Source organism: Carnobacterium divergens (assembly GCF_900258435.1).
Classification (GTDB): Bacteria; Bacillota; Bacilli; order Lactobacillales; family Carnobacteriaceae; genus Carnobacterium; species Carnobacterium divergens_A.
This window is the reverse complement of record NZ_LT992558.1, coordinates 117,270-138,259: the sequence shown is the minus strand read 5'-3', so window position 1 is coordinate 138,259 and position 20,990 is coordinate 117,270. Positions and strand designations below refer to the sequence as shown.

The following is a 20,990-nucleotide window of genomic DNA, read 5'->3' as shown; positions in this document are numbered from 1 at the left end:
TTACCTAGCACATCATTAATGTCTGATTTTAAAACATCTGCTTTTGGTCCGTACACTGCTTGAATTCCAGTGTCTTTTTTAATTAAACCCAATGCGCCTAACATCGTCCATTCTGCTTCTGTCCCAACTAAAGTTGGATCTTTGACAGTGACACGAAGCCGCGTCATACAAGCATCTACATCGACAATATTTTCTACCCCACCCAAAGCACTGATAATTCCTTGAACTTGTTGGTCCTCAGAGACAGTTGGTTGAGATTCACCATCCGTAGATTCGTTGCTATCGTCAATGTAATTTCCATTACGTCCAGGAGTTGCCATTTTGAAACGTCCAATTAAATAGTAAGCAACAAAATATGAAATGGCAAAGAATACTAAACAACTAATCACATAATTGATAACATCCCCCGTTAACCCTGCTTTTACTGAAAGTGGCAAGCGAGTGATGAATTCTAGATTACCAAAAGAATGCACACGTAAGTGAATTAAGTCGGCTAAAGCGAATGAAGCTCCTTGAATAACTGCATAAACACCATATAATGCAGGTGCTGCAAACATAAACATAAATTCTAAAGGTTCGGTAACGCCAGTTAAAAAGACAGCGATTGCTGCAGATAAGAAAATAGTTTTGTATTTTGCACGTTTGTCTAAATCAACGCGACGGTACATTGCAAAGGCAATACCCATCAAGGTTCCAGAAGAACCAATCATTTGTCCGACTTTAAAACGAGCAGGAGTAACAGTTGTTAACAACTGTTGATAAGCAGAATTATCGCCAGCATTTTTAAAATTCACTAAATCACTTGCCCATGCAAGCCATAGAGGGTCTTGACCAAAAACTTCTTTCCCTGCATTTACGCCTGACATAATGGTATAAGTTCCACCAAGTGCGGTGTAATTGATTGGAATTGTTAACATATGGTGTAGTCCGAATGGAAGTAATAAACGTTCAAGAGTTCCATAGATGAAGGGCGCTAACACGGGAGCGGTTTCACTACTAGTTGCAATCCATAACCCAAACTGGTTGATTCCTGTTTGGATAACTGGCCAAACGATGGCTAAAATAATAGCGATGATTACTGACCACATGATTACGACAAAAGGAACGAAGCGCTTTCCATTAAAGAATGCTAGAGCATCTGGTAATTTGCGATAGTTGTAATACTTATTGTAAACAATCGCTCCGACAAATCCTGAAATGATTCCGATAAAGACCCCCATATTTAAAGCGGGAGAGCCTAGTACAGAAGTAAAGTATCCGTTTACTAAAATCTTAGTGCCAAAAAGAGTGTGCGTGGTTGCATCTGGATCAAGCAACATATCGCTTGTTACACCAAAAATGGAACCGGTTGTAATATTAATTAGAATAAATGCTAATAGTGCTGCAAATGCACCACCTGCTTTTTCTTTTGCCCAGGAACCTCCGATGGCTGCGGCAAAAAGAATGTGTAGGTTTGTAATGACTGCCCAACCTAAATTTTCTACAACGCTTCCAATTGTGAGTACGAGATGAATATCGCCACCTGCCAATGCAATAATCTTACCAATACTAATCATTAAACCAGCGGCTGGCATAACCGCAATAACAACCATTAAAGCTTTGCCAAATTTTTGCCAAAATTCAAACGAGAACATTTTTTTCATTTTAGTGTTCGCTCCTTCTTTTTAGATGGAAAATTTTTTATAAGTAACTTTTTTTGTTTTTTGTGCAACCGGTTGCTTTGATTATAAACTGAATTGTTATTAAAAAGCAAGTGATAAATTTATTTAATGATTAATAAATAAAATAAAAGGAATTGACAAACGCAACCGGTTGCGTTTATGATAAGGGTGTTGTAAGACCAAAAGAATAAATACAAAGACAACGGAGGAATCAACATGACAATTGAACGCTTATTTGATATTGATGCTTGGAAGGTGAAAACGAATACACTAGATAAAGAGAACCGTCGTTTACAAGAAAGTTTGACAAGTTTAGGAAACGGATACATGGGGATGCGTGGGAACTTTGAAGAACGTTATTCAGGAGATCATCATGAAGGGAATTACATTGCAGGCGTTTGGTATCCAGATAAAACACGTGTAGGTTGGTGGAAAAATGGCTACCCAGAGTATTTTGGGAAAGTAATTAATTCAATTAACATTATTGCAATGGATATTTTGATTGACGGCAATGCAATGGATTTGTTTACCGATCAAATAGAAGACTTTTTATTAGAATTAGATATGGAAAAAGGTGTGTTACGCCGAAGTTTTATCGTGAGTAAAAATGGAAAACGTATTAAATTTGAATTTCAACGTTTTTTAAGCTTAGCAGTTAAAGAGTTATGTAGCATTCAAGTTATCGTAACAAATTTAGGTGAACCAGCTAAGGTTGAGATTCAGTCACAATTAAATGGGGATGTCCGAAATCAAGATAGCAACTACGATGAAATGTTTTGGTTACCTGTTGAAGCAGCTTCGAATCGTTTAGTAGTAGAAACAAAGCCAAATGATTTTGGAATTGAGCAATTTACCGTTGCTGCTACAATGAGCAATACGGTTGAAGGTTTAGTAAAAACGACTGAAAAAATTGAAGAATTAACGGTTTCTGAATGTTTTTCGGGAAAATTAGAAACGAATCAAAAAGCTAGTTTGACAAAGAACATTATTGTCACTACATCAAGAGACTACGATCAAGAGGCTGTTTTAAAAGCAGGGGAAACGTTAATGGAAGAGAATATCGTCCCTCACTCATTTGAAGAGCTAAAAACAGCGCATGAAAAAATCTGGGGAGATAGATGGAAATTAAGTGACGTTGAAATTGGCGGCGATGATGCACAGCAACAGGGGATTCGTTTTAACTTATTCCAACTGTTTTCTACCTATTATGGTGAAGACATGCGTTTAAATATTGGACCTAAAGGCTTTACTGGTGAAAAATATGGCGGTGCTACTTACTGGGATACTGAAGCGTATGCTGTACCGTTGTATTTAGCATTAGCAGACCCATCCGTTAGTAAAAATCTCTTGAAATACCGCCATGAACAGTTACCTGGTGCGTACCATAATGCAAAACAACAAGGCTTAGCAGGTGCGTTGTATCCAATGGTTACTTTTACAGGAATCGAATGCCACAATGAATGGGAAATTACATTCGAAGAAATTCATCGTAACGGTGCGATTGCTTATGCCATTTATAACTATACTAATTACACAGGAGACCATAGCTATGTAGCGAATGAAGGCATGGATGTTTTAGTTGGAATCAGTCGTTTTTGGGCAGATCGCGTTCATTTTTCAGCAACTAAAAAACAGTATATGATTCATGGTGTGACGGGGCCAAATGAATATGAAAACAATATCAATAACAATTGGTACACAAATAAGTTAGCCACTTGGACGTTAGCTTACACACTAGAAAAATTACAAACTGCAGATGAAGAAGCAGTAAATCGTACGAATGTAACAAAAGAAGAAAAACAAAAATGGCAAGATATCATTGAGAAAATGTACTACCCTTATGATGCTGAAAGAGATGTTTTTGTTCAACACGATACGTTTTTAGATAAGGAATTAATGCCAGTTAGTCAATTAGCAAAAACAGATTTGCCAATCAATCAAAACTGGTCGTGGGATAAAATTTTACGTTCATGTTTTATTAAGCAAGCAGATGTTTTACAAGGAATTTATTTCTTTAATAACCAATTTACTAAAGCTGAAAAACAACGGAATTTTGATTTTTACGAGCCAATGACGGTTCATGAGTCCAGCTTGTCACCATCTGTTCATGCTATTTTAGCAGCAGAATTAGAAATGTCTGAAAAGGCAGTTGAACTATACGCGCGAACTGCACGCCTAGATCTAGATAACTACAATAATGATACGGAAGATGGTCTACACATTACCTCGATGACAGGAAGCTGGTTAACGATTGTTGAAGGCTTTGCAGGCATGCGAACATTTGCGGACACACTTTCTTTTAAACCGTTTGTTCCAGCGGATTGGGATTATTATCGTTTCCATATCAATTATCGTGGCCGTTTAATCTTTATTGAAGTGAACCAAACTGAAACCAGTTTGACATTGCTATCCGGCGAGCCGTTGACATTAAACTTATACGACAAAGTGGTTGAATTAGCGACTAAGTTAACCGTTCCAACTTATCAAGTCTAAAAGCATTTTATTTGTGGAAAATAAATGATAGAATAGGATGAACTAGTATGAAAGCAGTATTATTTGATTTAGATGGCGTTATTACAGATACCGCCCATTATCATTACAAAGCATGGCGCTGGTTAGGTGAAGAAATTGGTGTGGTGGTAGATGAAGCTTTTAATGAAGAGTTAAAAGGAATTAGCCGTACAGAATCGCTTGAAAAAATTCTTGAAAAAGGGAATTTGACAACTAAATATACTCAAGCTGAAAAAAATGAATTGGCTACTAAAAAAAATGATGTCTACCAAAAAATGATTGAAGAAATGACGCCAAATGATCTTTTACCAGGTATCCAAGAGTTGTTGCTTGATTTAAAAGAAAAGCAATTGAAAATAGGTTTAGCTTCAGCAAGTCAAAATGGTCCGTTTATTTTAGCTAAATTAAATATTGCCGATTTATTTGATACAATCGTTGATCCAACAACTTTAAAAGCAGGGAAACCTGCTCCAGACATTTTTATTCAAGGTGCAAAACAACTAGCGGTTGATCCGACTGACTGTGTAGGAGTGGAGGATGCGATTGCAGGAGTAACGGCGATTTGTGCAGCAAATATGGCGGCAATTGGTGTAGGAGATGCGGTGCAATTAAAAGAAGCCACGAAGGTTGTTCCTAGAACAGACTGGTTGACATATCCTTTATTAGAACAAGCATGGCAGGACTACCGAAATGAAGGTTAATACAGAAACCATTTTGCTTCATCCAAAAGGTAAAATTGAATCGTATACGCTTGATAATGAAGCTGGTTTTTCTGTAACGTTGTTGAACTACGGTGGTCGTCTAACGGCCATCAATGTTCCAGACCGAGATGGATTCAGTGAAAATGTTGTGTTGAATTTAGAAAATATTGACGGTTATCTCGCGGATCAAGCTTATTTTGGTGCACTTGTTGGCCCGGTTGCTGGGCGCATCCGAAATGGAAAATGGAAGGCACACCAGCTTACACAAAATCAATTTCCGCACCATATTCATGGTGGGATAGAAGGTTTTCACCAACAAATTTGGCATAGCGTTCCTTTTGTAACGGAAGAAGAATGTGGTGTTCAGTTAAGTTTGCTGTTACCTGATGGAACGGATGGTTACCCAGGAGAGCTGGAGTTACGTGCTACGTATACGATTACAAAAAAACAAGAATTAAAGGTAGAGATTGTAGGAAGTAGCAATCAAGAAACCTTATTTAATCCAACTAACCACGCTTATTTTAATTTAAGTGGAAATGGAAAAGAGAAAATTTCCACTCATATGTTGCAAATAGCGAGCGATCAAGTAGCGGAGTTGGATTACGAAAAAATTCCAACAGGCCGTTTTATGAACGTTGAAGGGACGAATTTTGATTTTCAATCTCCAAAACAGTTAGCTAGGCAATTTTTTAAACAACCTCAAGGCTATGACGATGCGTTTAAGCTAAAACAAAAAACAGATCAGCCTCATGTATATCTGGTTGATCCAATGAGCAAACGAAAACTGGAAATGACCACTAGTGAAGAATGTGTTGTGGTATTTACAACCACAAACATGAACGAGAACTACACCGTTTTCAACCAAAGGATGTCGAGTCATTTAGGGATCGCAATTGAACCACAAGGGTTGCCTGATGCTGTTCATCATTCAAATTTTCAATCGATTTTGTTGAAACCAGGCTTTCCTAAAAAACACCTGACGATTTATCGATTTGGTTTAATGGAAGACTAAGAAAAAGGAGTTAAAAAAATGGCAGTTACAATCAAAGACGTTGCAAAAAAAGCTGGCGTCGCTACATCTACTGTATCTAGAACAATTCAGGATCATAGTAGTATTAGTGAAAAAACAAAAATAAAAGTTCGTCAGGCAATGGCGGATTTGGGGTATGTGCCAAATTTTTCAGCTCAAAGTTTAGCTAGTAAGACGACTAAAACGATTGGAGTAATTATGCCGGTTTCAGACGGCGTTGCATTTCAAAATCCATTCTTTTTAGAAGTAATTCGTGAAATTAGCAAAGTGTGTAACGAAAAACACTACATGGTGTCTCTTGCTTCGGGAAAGGATACTGGCGAATTATTAGAGAGTATTCAAATGATGGCTCGTCGTGGAACGGTAGATGGTTTTATTGTTTTGTATTCTACTTGGGAAGATCAAATTATTGAATATTTACATGAAGCAAATTTAATTTATGCAATGGTTGGTCGCCCGTATCTCTTTGAAAATGAAACACTGTACGTGGATAATGACAACCGTCTGTCTGGGAAAGATGCGACAAATTATTTACTTCAAAAAGGGCATACTCAAATTGGGTATGTGGGGGATGATTTGGATCAAGTAGTTACGATTGAACGAATGGCTGGTTTTCGGGATGCGTTGCAAGAAGCGGGAATTGCCATTAATCCACAACAATCTATTTTAATGACCGATTCAGATAACGAGGCTGTTACACAGCCCTTAGAAAACTTATTCCAACAGCAAAAAACGGCACCGACGGCTTTAGTAGTGAGCGACGATATGCTAGCCGTAACGGTGATGCAACGGTTATTAATGCTAGGGTATCAAGTACCAACAGATGTTTCAATTATTAGTTTCAATAATTCGATTTTTGCCAAAATGGCGTACCCTAAATTAACTTCGATTGATATCAATGTACCACAACTTGGACAACAGGTTGCATTGAAATTAATTGACAAAATTGAAGAAAAAGAAGCACCGTTTGTAAAAATGATTATTCCTCATGAAATTATTGAACGGGAAACAGTAGCTTCGAAATAACACTTTTTTAATAAGAGTGTTTTTTTTGGAATTATAGATAATTATTGTTATTGATATTTATAAATATCTATGCCAAACTATTAAAAGGGCAATTATGCCTAATAAAAAAGGGGGATTTTTATCGATGAAACAATGTGAAAAATGTCAAACCGAATTAGCTGAGGAGCAGAATGTTTGTCCAAATTGTGGTGAAGACAAAGAGAGGACAGATTTGTTACAAGAAGAGGTCGTTTCAGAAAAAGGAGCAGATGAGTCTAATACAGGAAATGTTGATTCAGCAGTGATTAAAGAACATGCTCATCATTACTGGTCGTATTTACGTCAAACCTTGAAAACACCATTAAAAAAAGACCATGCAGGTCAATGGTGGTATGGTCTAGTTTCAGTTGGATTGATTTCATTATTTACCGCATTTTGTATGGCACGATTAGTTTCAGCTTCTCCATACAGTGGGCTTTTTTCTGATAGTAACATGATGGAAACGCTAGGAATGTTCTTTAAAATCTTTATTGCAACAGGTATTCAACTAGCGTTATTAGCAGGTGTGTCCTATGGGTTTAATCATTTAGTGATGAAAAATGAGATGGAGTGGAAATCATTTTCATTGTATTTCTTTAGTTTATTGAATGGTTCAATTATTGTAACAGCAATCATGGCTATTTTAAGTATTATTGGTTATTCCGTTTTAGATATGATTACCTACTTAGCGATCTTTAATTTAATGATTTATTTTGTTGCTTTTTTAGTAACGATTGTTTTCAATGAAAATAAAAGTCGTTTGGATACCTTTTACCTAGCCTTAGCGAGTGGTGCAGTAGCAGGTGCGGTTCTATTATTCTTTGTTCGAATTATTTTTGCTAGCTTATTAGGATCATTCTTTTAAAAACAGAAAAACATTAGACCGTTAGTTGTCTAATGTTTTTTCAATTAAAACGCTTTTTTTCCACTTACGAATTTTTGTTCTAAAGTTTGTAAAAGGAGCTACTGTGTTGATATGAATCCATTTCCAAACAGGCCACATCGCTTTAGTCGTTGCCCAAGAACGCTGATTAGGTAAGAATAGTTCATCATCAGAAAAGGATTCTATAAGTGTGTAAAGTTCGGTTAATGAATCTTGTAATAATTTTCTTTGCGCAGTCAAGGGCAGGTTCCCATATTTATCATAAAAAGATTGATAAAGTCCGCCTAAATTATTCCATTTGTAATCAGGAGTCGGAGTGGTTACGTGGAGACCTTTTTGCTCTGCTGTTTCCCAGCTAAGAAGGAGTTGAATCCAACCAATTTGATAAGATAAATTTTCGGAAGGGGTGCGGTCAACTTCTTCAATTCGGGTGTTTTTTAAAGCTTCGGGAATAGCGTCGAATTCGGAATCGTATTTTTCGTGTTTTTTTTTGATTTCATCAAGTAAGTCTTGTTTCGTTTCATAGTTTTTCATGGTGTACCTCCTATATAGAATGGTTATAAGTTTATTGTAAACCGTCTCATTGTGTAAGAGTCAACTCTTATTTTATCAAAAAATGTTATAATAGATAAAAAAAGGAAGTGCGGAATTGGATTACTTTAAAGAGTGTATGTTGCAAATCGATTCGATTTTCTATCGTCCAAATCAATTTATGGTGAAAAACGTATCTGAAGAAGTGCAGAATAGGGAGTATGCAGGTGGCGTTTTCCAATTAAATCAACTATCGATTCGTTTTCGGGTTGCTAAAATTACTCCAACAAAAATTGGACAGTTTGTTGCATTTTGGGAGAAAGATCCTTTAAATAAAAATCAAGCTTTTCATGAAAAGGAAAGTCCAGATTTGTTAGTAGTGACAACTTTTCTTGGAGAGAGAATAGGACAATTTGTCTTTCCTAAAGGTGTTTTGATAGAGCGACATATTTTACGGACAGATTCACAAAAAGGGAAAATGGCCATGCGGGTTTATCCAAGTTGGGATTCTCCAACTAGCAAACAAGCTCAAGCAACACAAAAATGGCAGCTAGACTATTTTGTTGAATTTACAGACAATCGGGACAGGTTTAAAGCACGTCTTGAAACGTTATATGGCAGGTAATGAAAGTCTGTTGATGTAGTTGAAACCGTTTTTTTTATGGTTTTTAATCTAAGAAATACATGAGTTTGGTATGAGTCTTTATTAACCAAATAGCTGAAAAGCCTAATTAAATAGCTTTTTCTTTATTTTGGTTGTGGATGAATTCTTATTCAAAAGAGCTTATTGGTCTATCAGAAAAAAGAAGCATCATTTTTTATTTTTTTATGTTATAATTGACACATTGTTTACCTACGTAAAATGGAGGATTGTCTCATGTTAAAGAAGAATAAAGCAGTCTGGCAAGAAACGTTAAAAGTTGCGATGCCACTTTGCTTAAGTTATATTCCTGTTGGTCTAGCTTGTGGCGTGTTGTTACAAAAAGTTGGATTTAACGGATTGTATACCGCACTTATCTCGTTTTTAGTCTTTTCTGGCGGTGCTCAATTTTTGGCCGCAGCTATGTTAGTAGATTCAGCTCCAATTCTCTCGATTATCATGATGACGTTATTTTTAGAATTGCGCTACATATTGCTTAGTTCTAGTTTATCGACATTTATCAAAAAAGAAAAGCGCAGCTTTATAGCTTTGTTTACTAAAAGTATCAATGATGAAAATTATGCAGTTAATTATTTGAAATTTTCCACTGATCCAAGTTGGAATGCCCATAAGGCTTTGATGGTCAATCGTTATTCATTGGTTTCTTGGTTAGCGAGTACTGTTGCAGGGACAATGTTAGGATCAGTGCTTCCACTAGATGTTCATATTGTTGATTTTGCTTTAACAGCGATGTTTATTTATATGTTTACGATGCAGTTGCAAAATAAATTAATTATTTTTGTAGGTCTTTTTTCTGGTGTGCTTTCAATTATGACGATGTTGATATTAAAAAGTACAATTGGCTTGATTTTAGCTACAATCATTGCTTCGTTTACGGGTTATATGATTGAAAAGCAATTAAAGAAACGGAATCTTGCTGGCAAACTAAAGTTTAAAGAAAAAACACGACAACCGTTAGAGACGGAGGCAACGACACCACATGAATAGTCAATTTATCCTATTAATCTTAGGAATGGCATTTGTTTCATATCTGCCAAGAGTAATTCCGATGATGTATTTTTCTAAGCGTGATATTCCTGAATGGTTTCATGAATGGATGAAATACGTTCCAGCTGCGTTGTTTGCGGCCTTGTTCTTTAAAGATGTTTTTATTGTAGATGGCGATTTTTCGTTATTTAGTAATTTGAAAATTATTGCGGCAGTAATCGTGATGGCAGTTGCTTATAAAACAAAGTCAATGGGACTTTCGGTTATTGGTGGTTTGGCGGCGATTTTATTGCTGACATATGTATTTTAAAAGAAGAAAAACCTGATACAATTCAGCCTTTACGAGGTTGAGTTGTGTCAGGTTTTTTTAATCGTTGAAAAGTTCTATGAAATGCGATATTCCATCACGTAATCATCCATTACATAGCCGCCACCAATATCTGCAACTTGTTCTTTAATCGTTGTAAAGCCCATTTTTTGATAGGCTGCAATTGACTTGTCGTTGTATTTGTTGACTGTTAATTGGATGGCAGGTAAGTTGCTTGATTTTGCTTCTTTGAGAATGTGTTGGAAAACAAAAGAACCGATGCCGTGTTGTCTAAAATCAGCTAATACATAAAGTTTGCTTAGAAATAAGTGGTCTGCTTTGATTTCAAATCCTGCGTAACCAGCCCATTCTTTTGTACCGTCGGCTTTTATAACTTGGATTAAATAGTAGGTCATCCCACTTTGGATGTCTTGGAACATTTTATCAGCCGATTGTAAGTTGGTTAGCATATAAGAAACTTGGTCCGCGCCGATGATTGGAATGTAGTGTTCTTGCCAAATTTTAGTAGCTAATTGGTTTAAGAGTAAGGCGTCTTCTTTTGAAGTTGCTGAAATTAAATGGATCATCATCTGGGCTCCTTTTTATGAGGTAATTAAAAAGGGATAAAATCGAATTTATCCCTTTTTAAAATTAAACTAGTTTAACTAATGAGTAATTTTTCTTGCCTTTACGAATTAAAATGAAACGTTCGTCAAATGAGTTGCTTGGAGAAGCGACAGCATCCACGCTTTCAACTTTTTCACCATTCATTGAAATTGCGCCGTTGTTAATATCTTCACGGGCTTGGCGTTTTGAAGGCTCGATTCCAAGATCAACTAACCAGTCCACAATGTTTTTTTCTTCTTTAGCTGCTTCGAAAGTTGGCATATTTTTAAAGCCTTCTTCGATTTCATCCGCATTTAGATTTTTAACGTCACCTGAGAATAAAGCAGCTGTAATTTTTTCTGCTTCTGCTAATGCGTCAGCACCATGTACAAAGTTGGTCATTTCTTTAGCTAACGTTTTTTGAGCTTCACGTTTATGTGGTTCTGTTGCCACTTTGTTTGCAAGGTCATCAATTTCTTCTTTTGTTAAGAAAGTGAAGAATTTCAAGTATCTCACAACGTCACGATCATCTTGGTTTAACCAGAATTGGAAAAACTCAAATGGTGTTGTTTTCTTAGGATCTAACCAGATTGCGCCACCAGCAGTTTTACCGAATTTAGTACCGTCTGCTTTTAACATTAATGGAATTGTTAAACCAAAGGCTTTCGCTTCAGCGCCTTCTTTTTTACGAATCAAATCTAAACCAGCAGTGATATTGCCCCATTGATCCGCGCCACCAATTTGCAATTGAACATCATGGTGTTTGAATAGGTGAAGGTAATCCATTGATTGAAGAATTTGGTAGGTGAACTCAGTGAATGAGATTCCTGTTTCTAAACGACTTGAAACGATATCTTTAGCTAACATTGTGTTAATGTTAAAGTTTTTACCGTAGTCACGTAAGAAATCAAGTAATGTCAAATCATGTGTCCAGTCAAAGTTGTTCACCATAGTCACATCGTCATTTCCACCAAAGTCGAATAGGCTTTGCATTTGTGCTGTTAAGGCGTCTACGTTTGCTTGAACTTGTTCCATTGTTTGCAGTTGGCGTTCGGATGTACGACCACTTGGATCGCCAATTGTACCAGTTGCCCCTCCAATTAAAATGTAAGGGTGATGTCCAGCTAGTTGGAATCGTTTCATCATCATAAATGGAATTAAATGTCCAATGTGCATACTATCGCCAGTTGGATCTACTCCACAGTACAATGAAATATTTTTCGTCTCCACAAGTTCTCTTAAGCCCTCAGCGTCAGTTTGTTGGTTGATGGCATCGCGCCATTGTAATTCATCAATAATGTTCATGTGTTCTTCACTCCTTCAAATTAGTTAGAAATATAAAAAAGTCCCTACCAAACCAAAACATAAAGTTTCAGTTTAATAGGGACGAATTAACCGTGTTACCACCCAAATTACATAAACAACCCAAAAGCCAAGTTGTAAATGTCACTCATTTACTAGATAACGTTTGTAAAACGCTTGAGGTTAGTCAAGAAACTCCAGAGTGTATTTCGCAAAAGTTATTTGTGCTAGATTTCACCGACCTCTAGCTCTCTATAAACAGGGATAACATGCTACTGCGCTCTTTCAAAGTAAGTTATTTATGAGATTGACCAAAGTATAGTCCAAGAAAAAAACTTTGTCAACAAGCAAATTGTAAAATAGTAAAAATGTGAGCATGAAAATGAAATGAAAACAGATTAAAATAAGCATATTCTTTTTTTTAAAATTCTTTTTTATTTTTACGTAATAAAAGTGATTTCTGCTAAAGTTGTTTTAAAGAAGGATTTCATTTTACTTTCCTTCACATAACTTCATGACTTTTAGTGAATAATTTGATATAATCAGCCAAGAGCATACTATTAAAAAAGGAATCAAGATAAGTTTGTGAAAGGGGTTTTGATTTTGCAGATAGATAAAATACGCGATCAAATGCTAGATGAATTTTTTGATGGTATTTTAGCATTGGAATCAAAAGAAGAATGCTTTGCTTTTTTTGATGACTTACTAACATTAAATGAGATTAAAACGATGGTACAACGCTATCAAGTTGCAAAAATGCTACATGAAAAGAAGACATACAGTGTTATTGAAAAAGAGACTCATGCAAGTACGGCAACGATTGCTCGAGTGAAACGTTCGCTTTTTGATGGGAACAATTCTTACGACATGTTGTTTAAACGAATTGAATTGGAAAAGAATGATCAAACAAATAATAATGAAGAGTAAAAGTAAGCCTGTGACTAGTTTTCGAACTTAGTTAAGGCTTTTTTTTGTTGAATACAGGTTGATTCAAAAAAACAAAGTGTTATTTTAATAAAAAATACTAAAAAAATGATGAGAAATAAAATGAGTAAAAAAGGTTGTTTTCTCATTTTAAGCTTTTTTATTTTTCATGTTACTAGGAAGAATAAGGACAATATTGAAGTGCGTTATTTTTTTGTTAGAGAAAAATGGAAGGAGTTTTTTTGTATAAATTTTTTGTATGTCGAATTCGTTATCATTTTAATCGTAATCGCAAGGTAATGTTTTTCTCTATTGTGGACTCGAAAAGTCTTTAATAGAGCTTTTTTTGTGAAAAAATTATCTTTAAGTTGTTTTCTTTATTTTTAAACCGAGTGGATAAAATTATGTATAATTAAATAAAAATGTATAAAAAATATCGTTAAAAACACTTTTACACGCCTTTTCTTTAATGCGTTAACGAGGTGAAGCTTTAACGAAAACCCCTAACAAAGAAATTGTTGAAAGTCTAATTTTCTTTTAATTTAAAGGGTTTTAAGCGTGTTGACAAACTTATTTTTGAGGACTAAACTAACGCATGTATTAACAAGTTAGCATTTGTTTATCGGTTTTATTTGGAATTTGAAAATCAAATTTATAATGCATAAATCACTATATAAAGTTATTGAAACATTAGTTTATTTGTTTTTTTGAATTGTGAAATAAATCGATAACAGCATTTAATAGAAGTTTTTTGACTTAAGATACTAATTGAATTTTCATCAGCGCTATCAATTAGTCAATTACCTCAGAAAACTCCTAAACTAAAAAAGGAGTGGTAAAGCTATTATGGGAAAATCTAAAAAATTATCATTATTTGGTTTAATTGGAATTACAATGGCTTTCTTTGGAACGGTTCGTAGTGTACCAACGTTAGCTTCAACAGGATGGTCGCAAATCTTCTATATGTTATTAGCAGCCTGTGTCTTCGCATTACCAATTGCGTTAATGTCAGCTGAATTATCAACGGGTTGGCCAGAAGAAGGAGGTCCTCAAGTTTGGGTGCGTAACGCACTTGGCGAAAAATGGGGTTTTGTTACTTCTTGGTTACTATGGGTGCAAATGTTCTTTGGAATGGTAATGGTTGCTTCAACAGTCGGCGTATTACTAGGTTATGTTATTAACCGTCCAGAACTTGGTACAAACAATATTTTCATCTTCGTGATGATTTTAATTTCTTATTGGGGAATTACGTTATTGAACTTGAAATTTGACATGGTTAAAATCGCAGGTGACTGGGGTGCAATTATCGGTGTTTATATCCCATTCTTAGCACTAGTGATTCTAGGCGTACTCTATATGGCAAAACACGGAATTAATGCAGATAGCTATTTAGGTCATTTTGAAGCTGGTAAATTATTACCTGATTTCAGTGATTTAGGAAGCTTACCAACTTTAACAGGAATTATCTTTATCTTTGCAGGGGTTGAAATTTCTTCGGTTCATGCAAATAATATCGACAATCCAAAACGCAACTATCCAATCGCAGTAATCGCATCTGTTCTATTATTAGTTGTTTTCAACTTAGTAGCAGGTTTAAGTGTGGCAGATAGCGTACCAGCAGGAAAAATGGAATTAGCAAATATTACACAACCATTTGTAATTATGACGCAAGACTTAGGGATTCCATCAATTTTCAATAACATTATTTCACTAATGATTTTAGTTGGGGTATTGGTTCAATTAAGTGCATGGGTCTTAGGCCCAAGTAAATCGATGATTAAAGTGGCAGATGAAGGAAATCTTCCTCCATTCTTCCAAAAACGTAATGCTAAAGGAATTCCAATTACATTTGTCATGATCCAAGCAATCGTCATCTCTCTTGTATCTTTCTTATATGTAGTGATTCCAGATATTAGTGCAGCGTTCTTAATTATTACGATTACAACAACGATTCTTTATTGCATCGTTTATCTATTGATTGCCATTTCAGCAATTAAATTACGTTACAAAATGCCAGAAGTAGAACGTCCATTTAGATTAGGAAGTAAAGGCAATGGCTTAATGTGGTTTGTTGCAGGACTTTCAATCTTAAGTGTTATCGTAACAATTCTAGTAAGTTTGATTCCACCATCTTCAATTTCTGAAAGTGGTCATATCGGTTACATTATCTATCAAGTAGCAGCAACGGTGATTATGGTAGTGATTGCGTTACTAATCTTCAAATTTAAAAAACCAGAATGGAAAAAACAAGATTAATCAATAAAAAAGTAACAAGCACCTGACATCCTATACAAATGTCCTTGCTTGCACTTAAAAACAACTTTACAGGAGGAACACATCATGAAAAACACATTTAATACAGATGATACTAATTTAAAAGCTTTATTCCTTGGCGACAAAGGCGAAAACGTTGATTTATTCAAAGAAATTTTAAACAAAATGATCGACGAACACGTTGGTTGGAGACAAAACTACATGCCTCAAGATTTACCAGTAATTACTCCACAAGACAGAAGTTCAAAAGAATTCCAAGCAACAGCAGACAACATGAGAAGCGTATTTAACGTATTGTCTTCACGTTTACGTACTGAATCACTTCCATGGCACTCAGCAGGTCGTTTCTGGGGCCATATGAACTCTGAAACACTAATGCCAGCCATTATTGCTTATACAACTGCAATGCTTTGGAACGGCAACAACGTGGCTTACGAATCATCTCCAGCAACTTCTCAAATGGAAGAAGAAGTCGGAATGGAATTTGCAACATTGATGGGCTATAAAAATGGTTGGGGACACATCGCAGCTGATGGTTCAATCGCTAACTTAGAAGGCTTATGGTATGCACGTAACATGAAATCATTGCCATTTGCTATCCAAGAAGTAGCACCAGAAATGGTTGCGGGTAAATCTGAATGGGAATTATTAAATATGTCTACTGAAGAAGTTCTAAACATTTTAGACCAACTTCAAGACCAATTTGACGAAATTAAAGCACGTTCAGCGCGTAGTGGTAAAAACTTAGAAAAATTAGGTAAATGGATTGTGCCACAAACAAAACATTATTCATGGTTAAAAGCTGCTGATATTATCGGTATTGGTTTAGACCAAGTGATCGCTGGTGAAGTAAACAGTGAATACCGTATGGATATTGATAAATTAGAAGCACAAATTCGTGATTTAGCTGCACAAGGTATTCCAACTCTTGGAGTAGTAGGTGTTGTTGGTTCAACTGAAGAAGGTCAAATCGATCGTATCGACCAAATCATTGCGTTACGTGAAAAATTAGCTAAAGAAGGCATTTACTTCTACGTACACGTTGATGCTGCATACGGTGGTTATGGACGTTCAATCTTCTTAGATGAAAACGATGAATTTATTGAATGGGATCAAATCGAAGCTGTTTACGCTAAAAACGGCATCTTCATGGAAAAAAATGATTGGTTAACAAGAGAAGTTTATGAATCATTCAAAGCAATCAGCTTAGCTGAATCTGTTACAATCGACCCTCATAAAATGGGTTATATCCCTTACTCTGCAGGTGGCGTAGTCATTAAAGATATCCGCATGCGTGACGTTATTTCTTACTTTGCAACATATGTATTTGAAAAAGGTGCGGATATTCCAGCATTATTAGGTGCATATATTCTTGAAGGTTCAAAAGCCGGCGCAACTGCAGCTGCTGTATGGACTGCACACAAAGTATTGCCATTAAACGTAACTGGTTACGGTAAATTAATGGGCGCAAGCATTGAAGGAGCATATCACTTCTATCACTTTATCGACGGCAAAGAATTTAAAGTTGGCGATAAAACAATTGAATTGCATGCATTAACAAAACCAGATTTCAACATGGTAGATTATGTATTCAACGAAAAAGGCAACACTGACTTAGTGAAAATGAACAAATTAAACCATGATTTCTATGATTATGCTTCATATGCAAAAGGTGGTTTATACAACAATGAATTTATCACTTCACATACTGACTTTGCGATTGAAGAATATGGCCACAGCCCATTTGAATTTGTAAATGGCTTAGGTTTCTCACGTAAAGAATGGGAACGTGCTGACAAAGTAACCATCTTACGTGCTTCTGCAATGTCACCATATATGAATGATAAAGAAGTATTTGACGAATATGCAGCTAAAATTGAAGCCGCAATTCAAAGTAAATTAGAAGCAATCTATGCTGAAGAAAACTAATTGAACGAAAATGTAAGTCTTAGCTGACTTGAAATCGGTATTCAACTGATTCCAAGTTGGCTTGGATTTTCTGAATAGAACTACTGTCTACGCAAGGAAAATAGCGAAGGCTGGTTTACAGTAATGTATAGTGGAGCGCATTCTGCTATACATTTCTTTGTATAACAAGCAACTAAATTTGGAGGAAAGATGGGGATTAGATGGAAATTCAAAGAGTATTGACAGTTGCAGGTTCTGACACAAGTGGCGGAGCAGGCTTACAAGCGGACTTAAAAACATTTGAAGAATATGGCACTTACGGTATTAGTGTGGTTACATCGATTGTGACAATGGACCCAGCGAATTTTTGGCATCATGACGTTTTTCCAATCGCAGAATCAATTATTGAAAAAGAATTGGCAACGGCATTAGCGTGTGGGCCATTTAAAGCGATGAAAACAGGTATGCTTGGAACAGTTGAAACCATTGAACAGGTGAGTCAAATGTTAGAAACAGGTGCAATTGAACAAATCGTGATTGATCCAGTAATGGTTTGTAAAGGTGAAACAGAGGTTTTACAGCCTGAAAATGTTAGCAGTATGCGTCAATTATTGATTCCAAAAGCAACCATTACAACGCCAAATTTATTTGAAGCCAGTCAGTTAGCAGAAATGGACCCACTTGAAACAGTGGAAGATATGAAAGTGGCTGCCGCTAAAATTATTGCTTTAGGAGCCAAAAATGTTGTCATTAAGGGCGGAAAAGGGTTAACTAGTCAAGAAGCGATTGATTTGTTTTATGATGGGGAAGAATTTATGCTACTAAAATCACCTAAAATTGAAGGAAATCACAACCATGGTGCAGGCTGTACCTTTGCAGCTGCTGTAACTGCTGGTTTAGCCAATGACTTGTCTGCAAAAGAGGCTGTGATAAAAGCCAAAGACTTTGTTTATTGTGGCATTGAAGAAGGGTTTGCTTTAAACCAATTTATTGGTCCTGTGTGGCATGGAGCGTACTCAAGACGTTAATGGATTAGGTGAAGGAAAAGAGAAGAGAGGAAGCGCAAAAGATGAAGAAAGATGTAACGATTAAAGAAGCAATGTTTCTTTTAGTTGTTTTATTAGCAATGATTGGAACTTGTATTATTGGCTTTAAACTGCCGGCTCATGTGGCGATTTTATTTGCCTTAGCATTGGTCATTTTATTTGCTGCAGTGAAAGAAGTATCTTGGAAGACAATTCATGAGGGCATTCAGGAAGGGATTACGCCAGGTTTGGTTCCGATTATTATTTTCATTTTGATTGGTGCGTTAATCAGTGTTTGGATTGCTGCAGGAACGATTCCCACGATTATGGTGTATGGATTTAGCGTCTTGTCTGTTAAATTCTTTTTGCCAACAGTTTTTATTATTTGTGGAGTTGTTGGTGCAACGGTAGGAAGTTCCTTTACGACGATTTCAACAGTGGGAATTGCCTTTTTTGGAATGGGACAAATCATGGGATTTAATCCAGCGATTACAACTGGAGCAATTGTTTCCGGAGCTTTTCTAGGGAACAGTATTTCTCCTTTATCGGATACAGCAAATCTTTCCGCAGCAATTGCTGAAGTTGATCTATTTGAGCATATTAAAAATGAGTTGTGGACGGTTTTTCCAGCCTTCGTTCTTTCTCTTATCGCGTTTATTTCTCTTGGTTTTCATCCAGTAAAAGGTGCAGCTGGTGATGATTTACAAGTTATTACAGATACGCTGCATCAGTTTTATACGATTTCTCCAATTACGTTACTTCCTGTTTTAATTTTATTTATTGCTGCATGGCGTAAAGTGCCTGCGATTCCTACTCTTTTAACGAGCATTGTGCTATCCATTGTGGTGCGCTACATTTATCATCCAGCGACAACAATTGCTTCTGTGGGTTCTTGGATTCAAGATGGATTTGTATCGAAAACAGGGGTTGAAAATGTTGATACGCTATTGACTCGTGGTGGGATGCAAAGCATGATGTGGTCGGTTTCATTGATTATTTTAGCTTTGTCGCTAGGTGGACTGTTAGTGAAATTGCGTATTATAGAAACGATTTTGCAACAGGTAGAGGATTTGATGAAGACAAAAGGGCGTTTGATTTTAATGACGGCTTTAAGTTCAATTGGAGTCAATTTATTGATTGGCGAACAATATCTCTCTATTATTTTGCCAGGTAAGGCTTATAAAGAGAATTATCGTAAAATTGATTTACCTGATAAGTATCTATCTAGAACCTTGTCAGATGCGGGAGCAACCTTCAATCCACTAATTCCATGGGGGGTAAGTGGTGTATTTATTGCAGGGACGCTTGGAATTGGTACGTTGCAGTATTTACCTTTTGCGTTTTTCTGTTATTTGACCCCTTTATTTACCGTTTTGGTTGGATTTATGAAAAAATCTGAAAAATAAGAAGAAGCAACTGGGAATTTTTCCTAGTTGCTTTTTCTGTTGTAGTGTTTTATTTCATGTTTTAATAACCATTCCTTACGATCTACGCCTCCACCATATCCTCCTAAAGCGCCATTTGTATTGATAACGCGGTGACAAGGAACGATTAAAGAAAGCTGATTTGCACCATTTGCACGGGCAACGGCACGGTAGCCTTTTGGATTGTTTATTTTTTCGGCAAGTTCTTTATAGGAAAGAGTCGTGCCAGCTGGTATTTTTTGAAGTTCGTCCCAAACACTTTTTTGAAAATCAGATCCTAGGTAGTGGATGGGAGTCGTAAATTGGGTTAGTGTGCCATTGAAATAGTTGGTTAAATCGGAGGAAATCTGTTGGATAATGGAATTGGCTCCTGGAATAATAGCAGCATGTGCTCGTTTTCGTAATGTTTCAATTTCAGTTTCCAAGCCCCTACGGTCAACAAATTCCAACAAATAAAGCGCATTTTCATCAGCGATTGCTAGCATCGATCCAAGAGGTGTTTCAATCCAATGAGCAGTGAGCAATTTAAGATCAGCAGATTTGGTTGGAACGGTGCCCATTGTTCGTGTGAAGGCGTCTCGAAAGCCATTGCTTGATTCGTAACCAGTATTAAGTTGTGCGTCGATAAAGGAGGTTCCTTTACGAATATGTTCAAAAGCAAACCCTAACCTTCTTGAACGAGCATATTCAATAAAGGTCATGCCAAATTGCTTTTTAAATTGTCTGCGAGCAGTGTTTGCACTGATAGAAAGCGCATCAAAATCTCTATCTGTCCATTTTCGTTCTGGATTTTCTTCAATTGCGTGAACCAATTTCTTTACTTCAGGAGATAAGTGACTTGGATTTGAAAGAGGCGAGCATCTTTTGCAAGGGCGATAAGAAGCTAAGATTGCCTCTTTGGCAGTTTCGAAAAATTCACAGTTTTCTTTCTTAGGTTTTCGCGCGGGACAAGTAGGGCGACAAAAAATGCCGGTGGTTTTGATTCCTGCGTAAAAGACACCTTCGAAGGTTGAATTTTTTTCAAGGAGCATTTGGTAATAGAGGTCGATTTTTGCTTGATTTGTTATCATCTGGAGCCCTTCCTTTCATTGAATAGTATAAACCAATTTTAGCATGTTCCATGTGGCGATGTACCCAAAAAATTAACATGGATATTTGATTGCTTGCTACGTTTGGATTAAAAGAATGAATAAAAAACGTGATTGCGATAG

General features: G+C 36.2%; 17 protein-coding genes, 1 pseudogene and 1 other annotated feature. Of the genes and pseudogenes, 13 read left to right on the top strand and 5 right to left on the bottom strand.

The annotated features are described in order from the left end of the window. Nucleotides 1–5: 5 nt before the first annotated feature. Nucleotides 6–1,643, bottom strand: a pseudogene (locus CDIMF43_RS01200) (PTS transporter subunit IIBC); the annotation flags it as partial. Nucleotides 1,644–1,877: 234 nt separating this feature from the next. On the opposite strand from CDIMF43_RS01200, the gene CDIMF43_RS01195 reads away from it, so the two are divergent. The 5 genes from CDIMF43_RS01195 to CDIMF43_RS01175 all read left to right on the top strand — a co-directional run bounded on the left by CDIMF43_RS01195 (nucleotide 1,878) and on the right by CDIMF43_RS01175 (nucleotide 7,812). Next, nucleotides 1,878–4,154 carry a glycoside hydrolase family 65 protein gene (locus CDIMF43_RS01195; protein ID WP_109840968.1) on the top strand — a complete coding sequence of 759 codons (2,277 nt, stop codon included), beginning with the start codon at nucleotides 1,878–1,880 and terminating at the stop codon, nucleotides 4,152–4,154. A 47-nt stretch (nucleotides 4,155–4,201) separates the two neighbouring features. Then, a complete protein-coding gene (pgmB, locus tag CDIMF43_RS01190; protein ID WP_109840967.1) occupies nucleotides 4,202–4,873 on the top strand; it encodes a beta-phosphoglucomutase in 672 nt (223 codons plus the stop codon). Further along, nucleotides 4,863–5,885 carry an aldose epimerase family protein gene (locus CDIMF43_RS01185; protein ID WP_109840966.1) on the top strand — a complete coding sequence of 341 codons (1,023 nt, stop codon included), beginning with the start codon at nucleotides 4,863–4,865 and terminating at the stop codon, nucleotides 5,883–5,885. The genes pgmB and CDIMF43_RS01185 overlap by 11 nt, the downstream gene beginning before the upstream one ends. A gap of 18 nt (nucleotides 5,886–5,903) precedes the next feature. Next, nucleotides 5,904–6,929: a LacI family DNA-binding transcriptional regulator gene (locus CDIMF43_RS01180; RefSeq protein WP_109840965.1), complete on the top strand. Its 1,026-nt coding sequence runs from the start codon at nucleotides 5,904–5,906 to the stop codon at nucleotides 6,927–6,929. A 124-nt stretch (nucleotides 6,930–7,053) separates the two neighbouring features. Next, nucleotides 7,054–7,812 (top strand): zinc ribbon domain-containing protein, encoded by a 759-nt coding sequence (locus tag CDIMF43_RS01175; protein ID WP_109840964.1) that lies wholly within the window; start codon nucleotides 7,054–7,056, stop codon nucleotides 7,810–7,812. Between the two features lie 21 nt (nucleotides 7,813–7,833). On the opposite strand, the gene CDIMF43_RS01170 is transcribed toward CDIMF43_RS01175, so the two are convergent. Beyond that, a complete protein-coding gene (locus CDIMF43_RS01170) occupies nucleotides 7,834–8,364 on the bottom strand; it encodes a ClbS/DfsB family four-helix bundle protein (RefSeq protein WP_074403517.1) in 531 nt (176 codons plus the stop codon). 115 nt (nucleotides 8,365–8,479) lie between these two features. On the opposite strand from CDIMF43_RS01170, the gene CDIMF43_RS01165 reads away from it, so the two are divergent. From CDIMF43_RS01165 to CDIMF43_RS01155, 3 genes are all read left to right on the top strand, one after another. Continuing rightward, nucleotides 8,480–8,986 carry a MepB family protein gene (locus CDIMF43_RS01165; protein WP_109840963.1) on the top strand — a complete coding sequence of 169 codons (507 nt, stop codon included), beginning with the start codon at nucleotides 8,480–8,482 and terminating at the stop codon, nucleotides 8,984–8,986. A 252-nt stretch (nucleotides 8,987–9,238) separates the two neighbouring features. Then, nucleotides 9,239–10,009: an AzlC family ABC transporter permease gene (locus CDIMF43_RS01160; protein WP_074403515.1), complete on the top strand. Its 771-nt coding sequence runs from the start codon at nucleotides 9,239–9,241 to the stop codon at nucleotides 10,007–10,009. Further along, a complete protein-coding gene (locus CDIMF43_RS01155) occupies nucleotides 10,002–10,319 on the top strand; it encodes an AzlD domain-containing protein (protein ID WP_074403514.1) in 318 nt (105 codons plus the stop codon). The genes CDIMF43_RS01160 and CDIMF43_RS01155 overlap by 8 nt, the downstream gene beginning before the upstream one ends. 74 nt (nucleotides 10,320–10,393) lie before the next feature. Here the strand turns inward: CDIMF43_RS01155 and CDIMF43_RS01150 are convergent, their stop codons facing one another. Next, nucleotides 10,394–10,903 carry a GNAT family N-acetyltransferase gene (locus CDIMF43_RS01150; protein WP_109840962.1) on the bottom strand — a complete coding sequence of 170 codons (510 nt, stop codon included), beginning with the start codon at nucleotides 10,901–10,903 and terminating at the stop codon, nucleotides 10,394–10,396. A 64-nt stretch (nucleotides 10,904–10,967) separates the two neighbouring features. Beyond that, nucleotides 10,968–12,227: a tyrosine--tRNA ligase gene (tyrS, locus tag CDIMF43_RS01145; RefSeq protein ID WP_074403512.1), complete on the bottom strand. Its 1,260-nt coding sequence runs from the start codon at nucleotides 12,225–12,227 to the stop codon at nucleotides 10,968–10,970. Between the two features lie 74 nt (nucleotides 12,228–12,301). Beyond that, nucleotides 12,302–12,522 (bottom strand) — a binding site (T-box leader). A 305-nt stretch (nucleotides 12,523–12,827) separates the two neighbouring features. Here tyrS and CDIMF43_RS01140 point away from each other — a divergent pair. The 5 genes from CDIMF43_RS01140 (at nucleotide 12,828) to nhaC (ending at nucleotide 19,761) form a co-directional block, all read left to right on the top strand. Next, nucleotides 12,828–13,151 (top strand): YerC/YecD family TrpR-related protein, encoded by a 324-nt coding sequence (locus CDIMF43_RS01140; RefSeq protein ID WP_074403511.1) that lies wholly within the window; start codon nucleotides 12,828–12,830, stop codon nucleotides 13,149–13,151. A gap of 843 nt (nucleotides 13,152–13,994) precedes the next feature. Next, a complete protein-coding gene (tyrP, locus tag CDIMF43_RS01135) occupies nucleotides 13,995–15,404 on the top strand; it encodes a tyrosine-tyramine antiporter (RefSeq protein ID WP_034573079.1) in 1,410 nt (469 codons plus the stop codon). Between the two features lie 84 nt (nucleotides 15,405–15,488). Then, nucleotides 15,489–17,351 carry a tyrosine decarboxylase gene (gene tdc, locus CDIMF43_RS01130; protein ID WP_074403510.1) on the top strand — a complete coding sequence of 621 codons (1,863 nt, stop codon included), beginning with the start codon at nucleotides 15,489–15,491 and terminating at the stop codon, nucleotides 17,349–17,351. A 200-nt stretch (nucleotides 17,352–17,551) separates the two neighbouring features. Continuing rightward, complete coding sequence (thiD, locus tag CDIMF43_RS01125) at nucleotides 17,552–18,358, top strand: bifunctional hydroxymethylpyrimidine kinase/phosphomethylpyrimidine kinase (RefSeq protein ID WP_109840961.1); 807 nt, start codon at nucleotides 17,552–17,554, stop codon at nucleotides 18,356–18,358. A 41-nt stretch (nucleotides 18,359–18,399) separates the two neighbouring features. Next, on the top strand, nucleotides 18,400–19,761 hold the full coding sequence (nhaC, locus tag CDIMF43_RS01120; protein ID WP_109840960.1) for a Na+/H+ antiporter NhaC: 1,362 nt from the start codon (nucleotides 18,400–18,402) through the stop codon (nucleotides 19,759–19,761). 23 nt (nucleotides 19,762–19,784) lie between these two features. Here the strand turns inward: nhaC and CDIMF43_RS01115 are convergent, their stop codons facing one another. Further along, nucleotides 19,785–20,849 (bottom strand): bifunctional transcriptional activator/DNA repair enzyme AdaA, encoded by a 1,065-nt coding sequence (locus CDIMF43_RS01115; RefSeq protein ID WP_109840959.1) that lies wholly within the window; start codon nucleotides 20,847–20,849, stop codon nucleotides 19,785–19,787. Between the last annotated feature and the right edge of the window lie 141 nt (nucleotides 20,850–20,990).

Excerpts from the sequence above, each read along its gene's own strand:
- CDIMF43_RS01195 (WP_109840968.1), top strand. The coding sequence starts at position 1,878 with ATGACAATTGAACGCTTATTTGATATTGATGCTTGGAAGGTGAAAACG.
- pgmB (WP_109840967.1), top strand. The coding sequence starts at position 4,202 with ATGAAAGCAGTATTATTTGATTTAGATGGCGTTATTACAGATACCGCC.
- CDIMF43_RS01185 (WP_109840966.1), top strand. The coding sequence starts at position 4,863 with ATGAAGGTTAATACAGAAACCATTTTGCTTCATCCAAAAGGTAAAATT.
- CDIMF43_RS01180 (WP_109840965.1), top strand. The coding sequence starts at position 5,904 with ATGGCAGTTACAATCAAAGACGTTGCAAAAAAAGCTGGCGTCGCTACA.
- CDIMF43_RS01175 (WP_109840964.1), top strand. The coding sequence starts at position 7,054 with ATGAAACAATGTGAAAAATGTCAAACCGAATTAGCTGAGGAGCAGAAT.
- CDIMF43_RS01170 (WP_074403517.1), bottom strand. The coding sequence starts at position 8,364 with ATGAAAAACTATGAAACGAAACAAGACTTACTTGATGAAATCAAAAAA.
- CDIMF43_RS01160 (WP_074403515.1), top strand. The coding sequence starts at position 9,239 with ATGTTAAAGAAGAATAAAGCAGTCTGGCAAGAAACGTTAAAAGTTGCG.
- CDIMF43_RS01155 (WP_074403514.1), top strand. The coding sequence starts at position 10,002 with ATGAATAGTCAATTTATCCTATTAATCTTAGGAATGGCATTTGTTTCA.
- CDIMF43_RS01150 (WP_109840962.1), bottom strand. The coding sequence starts at position 10,903 with ATGATCCATTTAATTTCAGCAACTTCAAAAGAAGACGCCTTACTCTTA.
- tyrS (WP_074403512.1), bottom strand. The coding sequence starts at position 12,227 with ATGAACATTATTGATGAATTACAATGGCGCGATGCCATCAACCAACAA.
- tyrP (WP_034573079.1), top strand. The coding sequence starts at position 13,995 with ATGGGAAAATCTAAAAAATTATCATTATTTGGTTTAATTGGAATTACA.
- tdc (WP_074403510.1), top strand. The coding sequence starts at position 15,489 with ATGAAAAACACATTTAATACAGATGATACTAATTTAAAAGCTTTATTC.
- thiD (WP_109840961.1), top strand. The coding sequence starts at position 17,552 with ATGGAAATTCAAAGAGTATTGACAGTTGCAGGTTCTGACACAAGTGGC.
- nhaC (WP_109840960.1), top strand. The coding sequence starts at position 18,400 with ATGAAGAAAGATGTAACGATTAAAGAAGCAATGTTTCTTTTAGTTGTT.
- CDIMF43_RS01115 (WP_109840959.1), bottom strand. The coding sequence starts at position 20,849 with ATGATAACAAATCAAGCAAAAATCGACCTCTATTACCAAATGCTCCTT.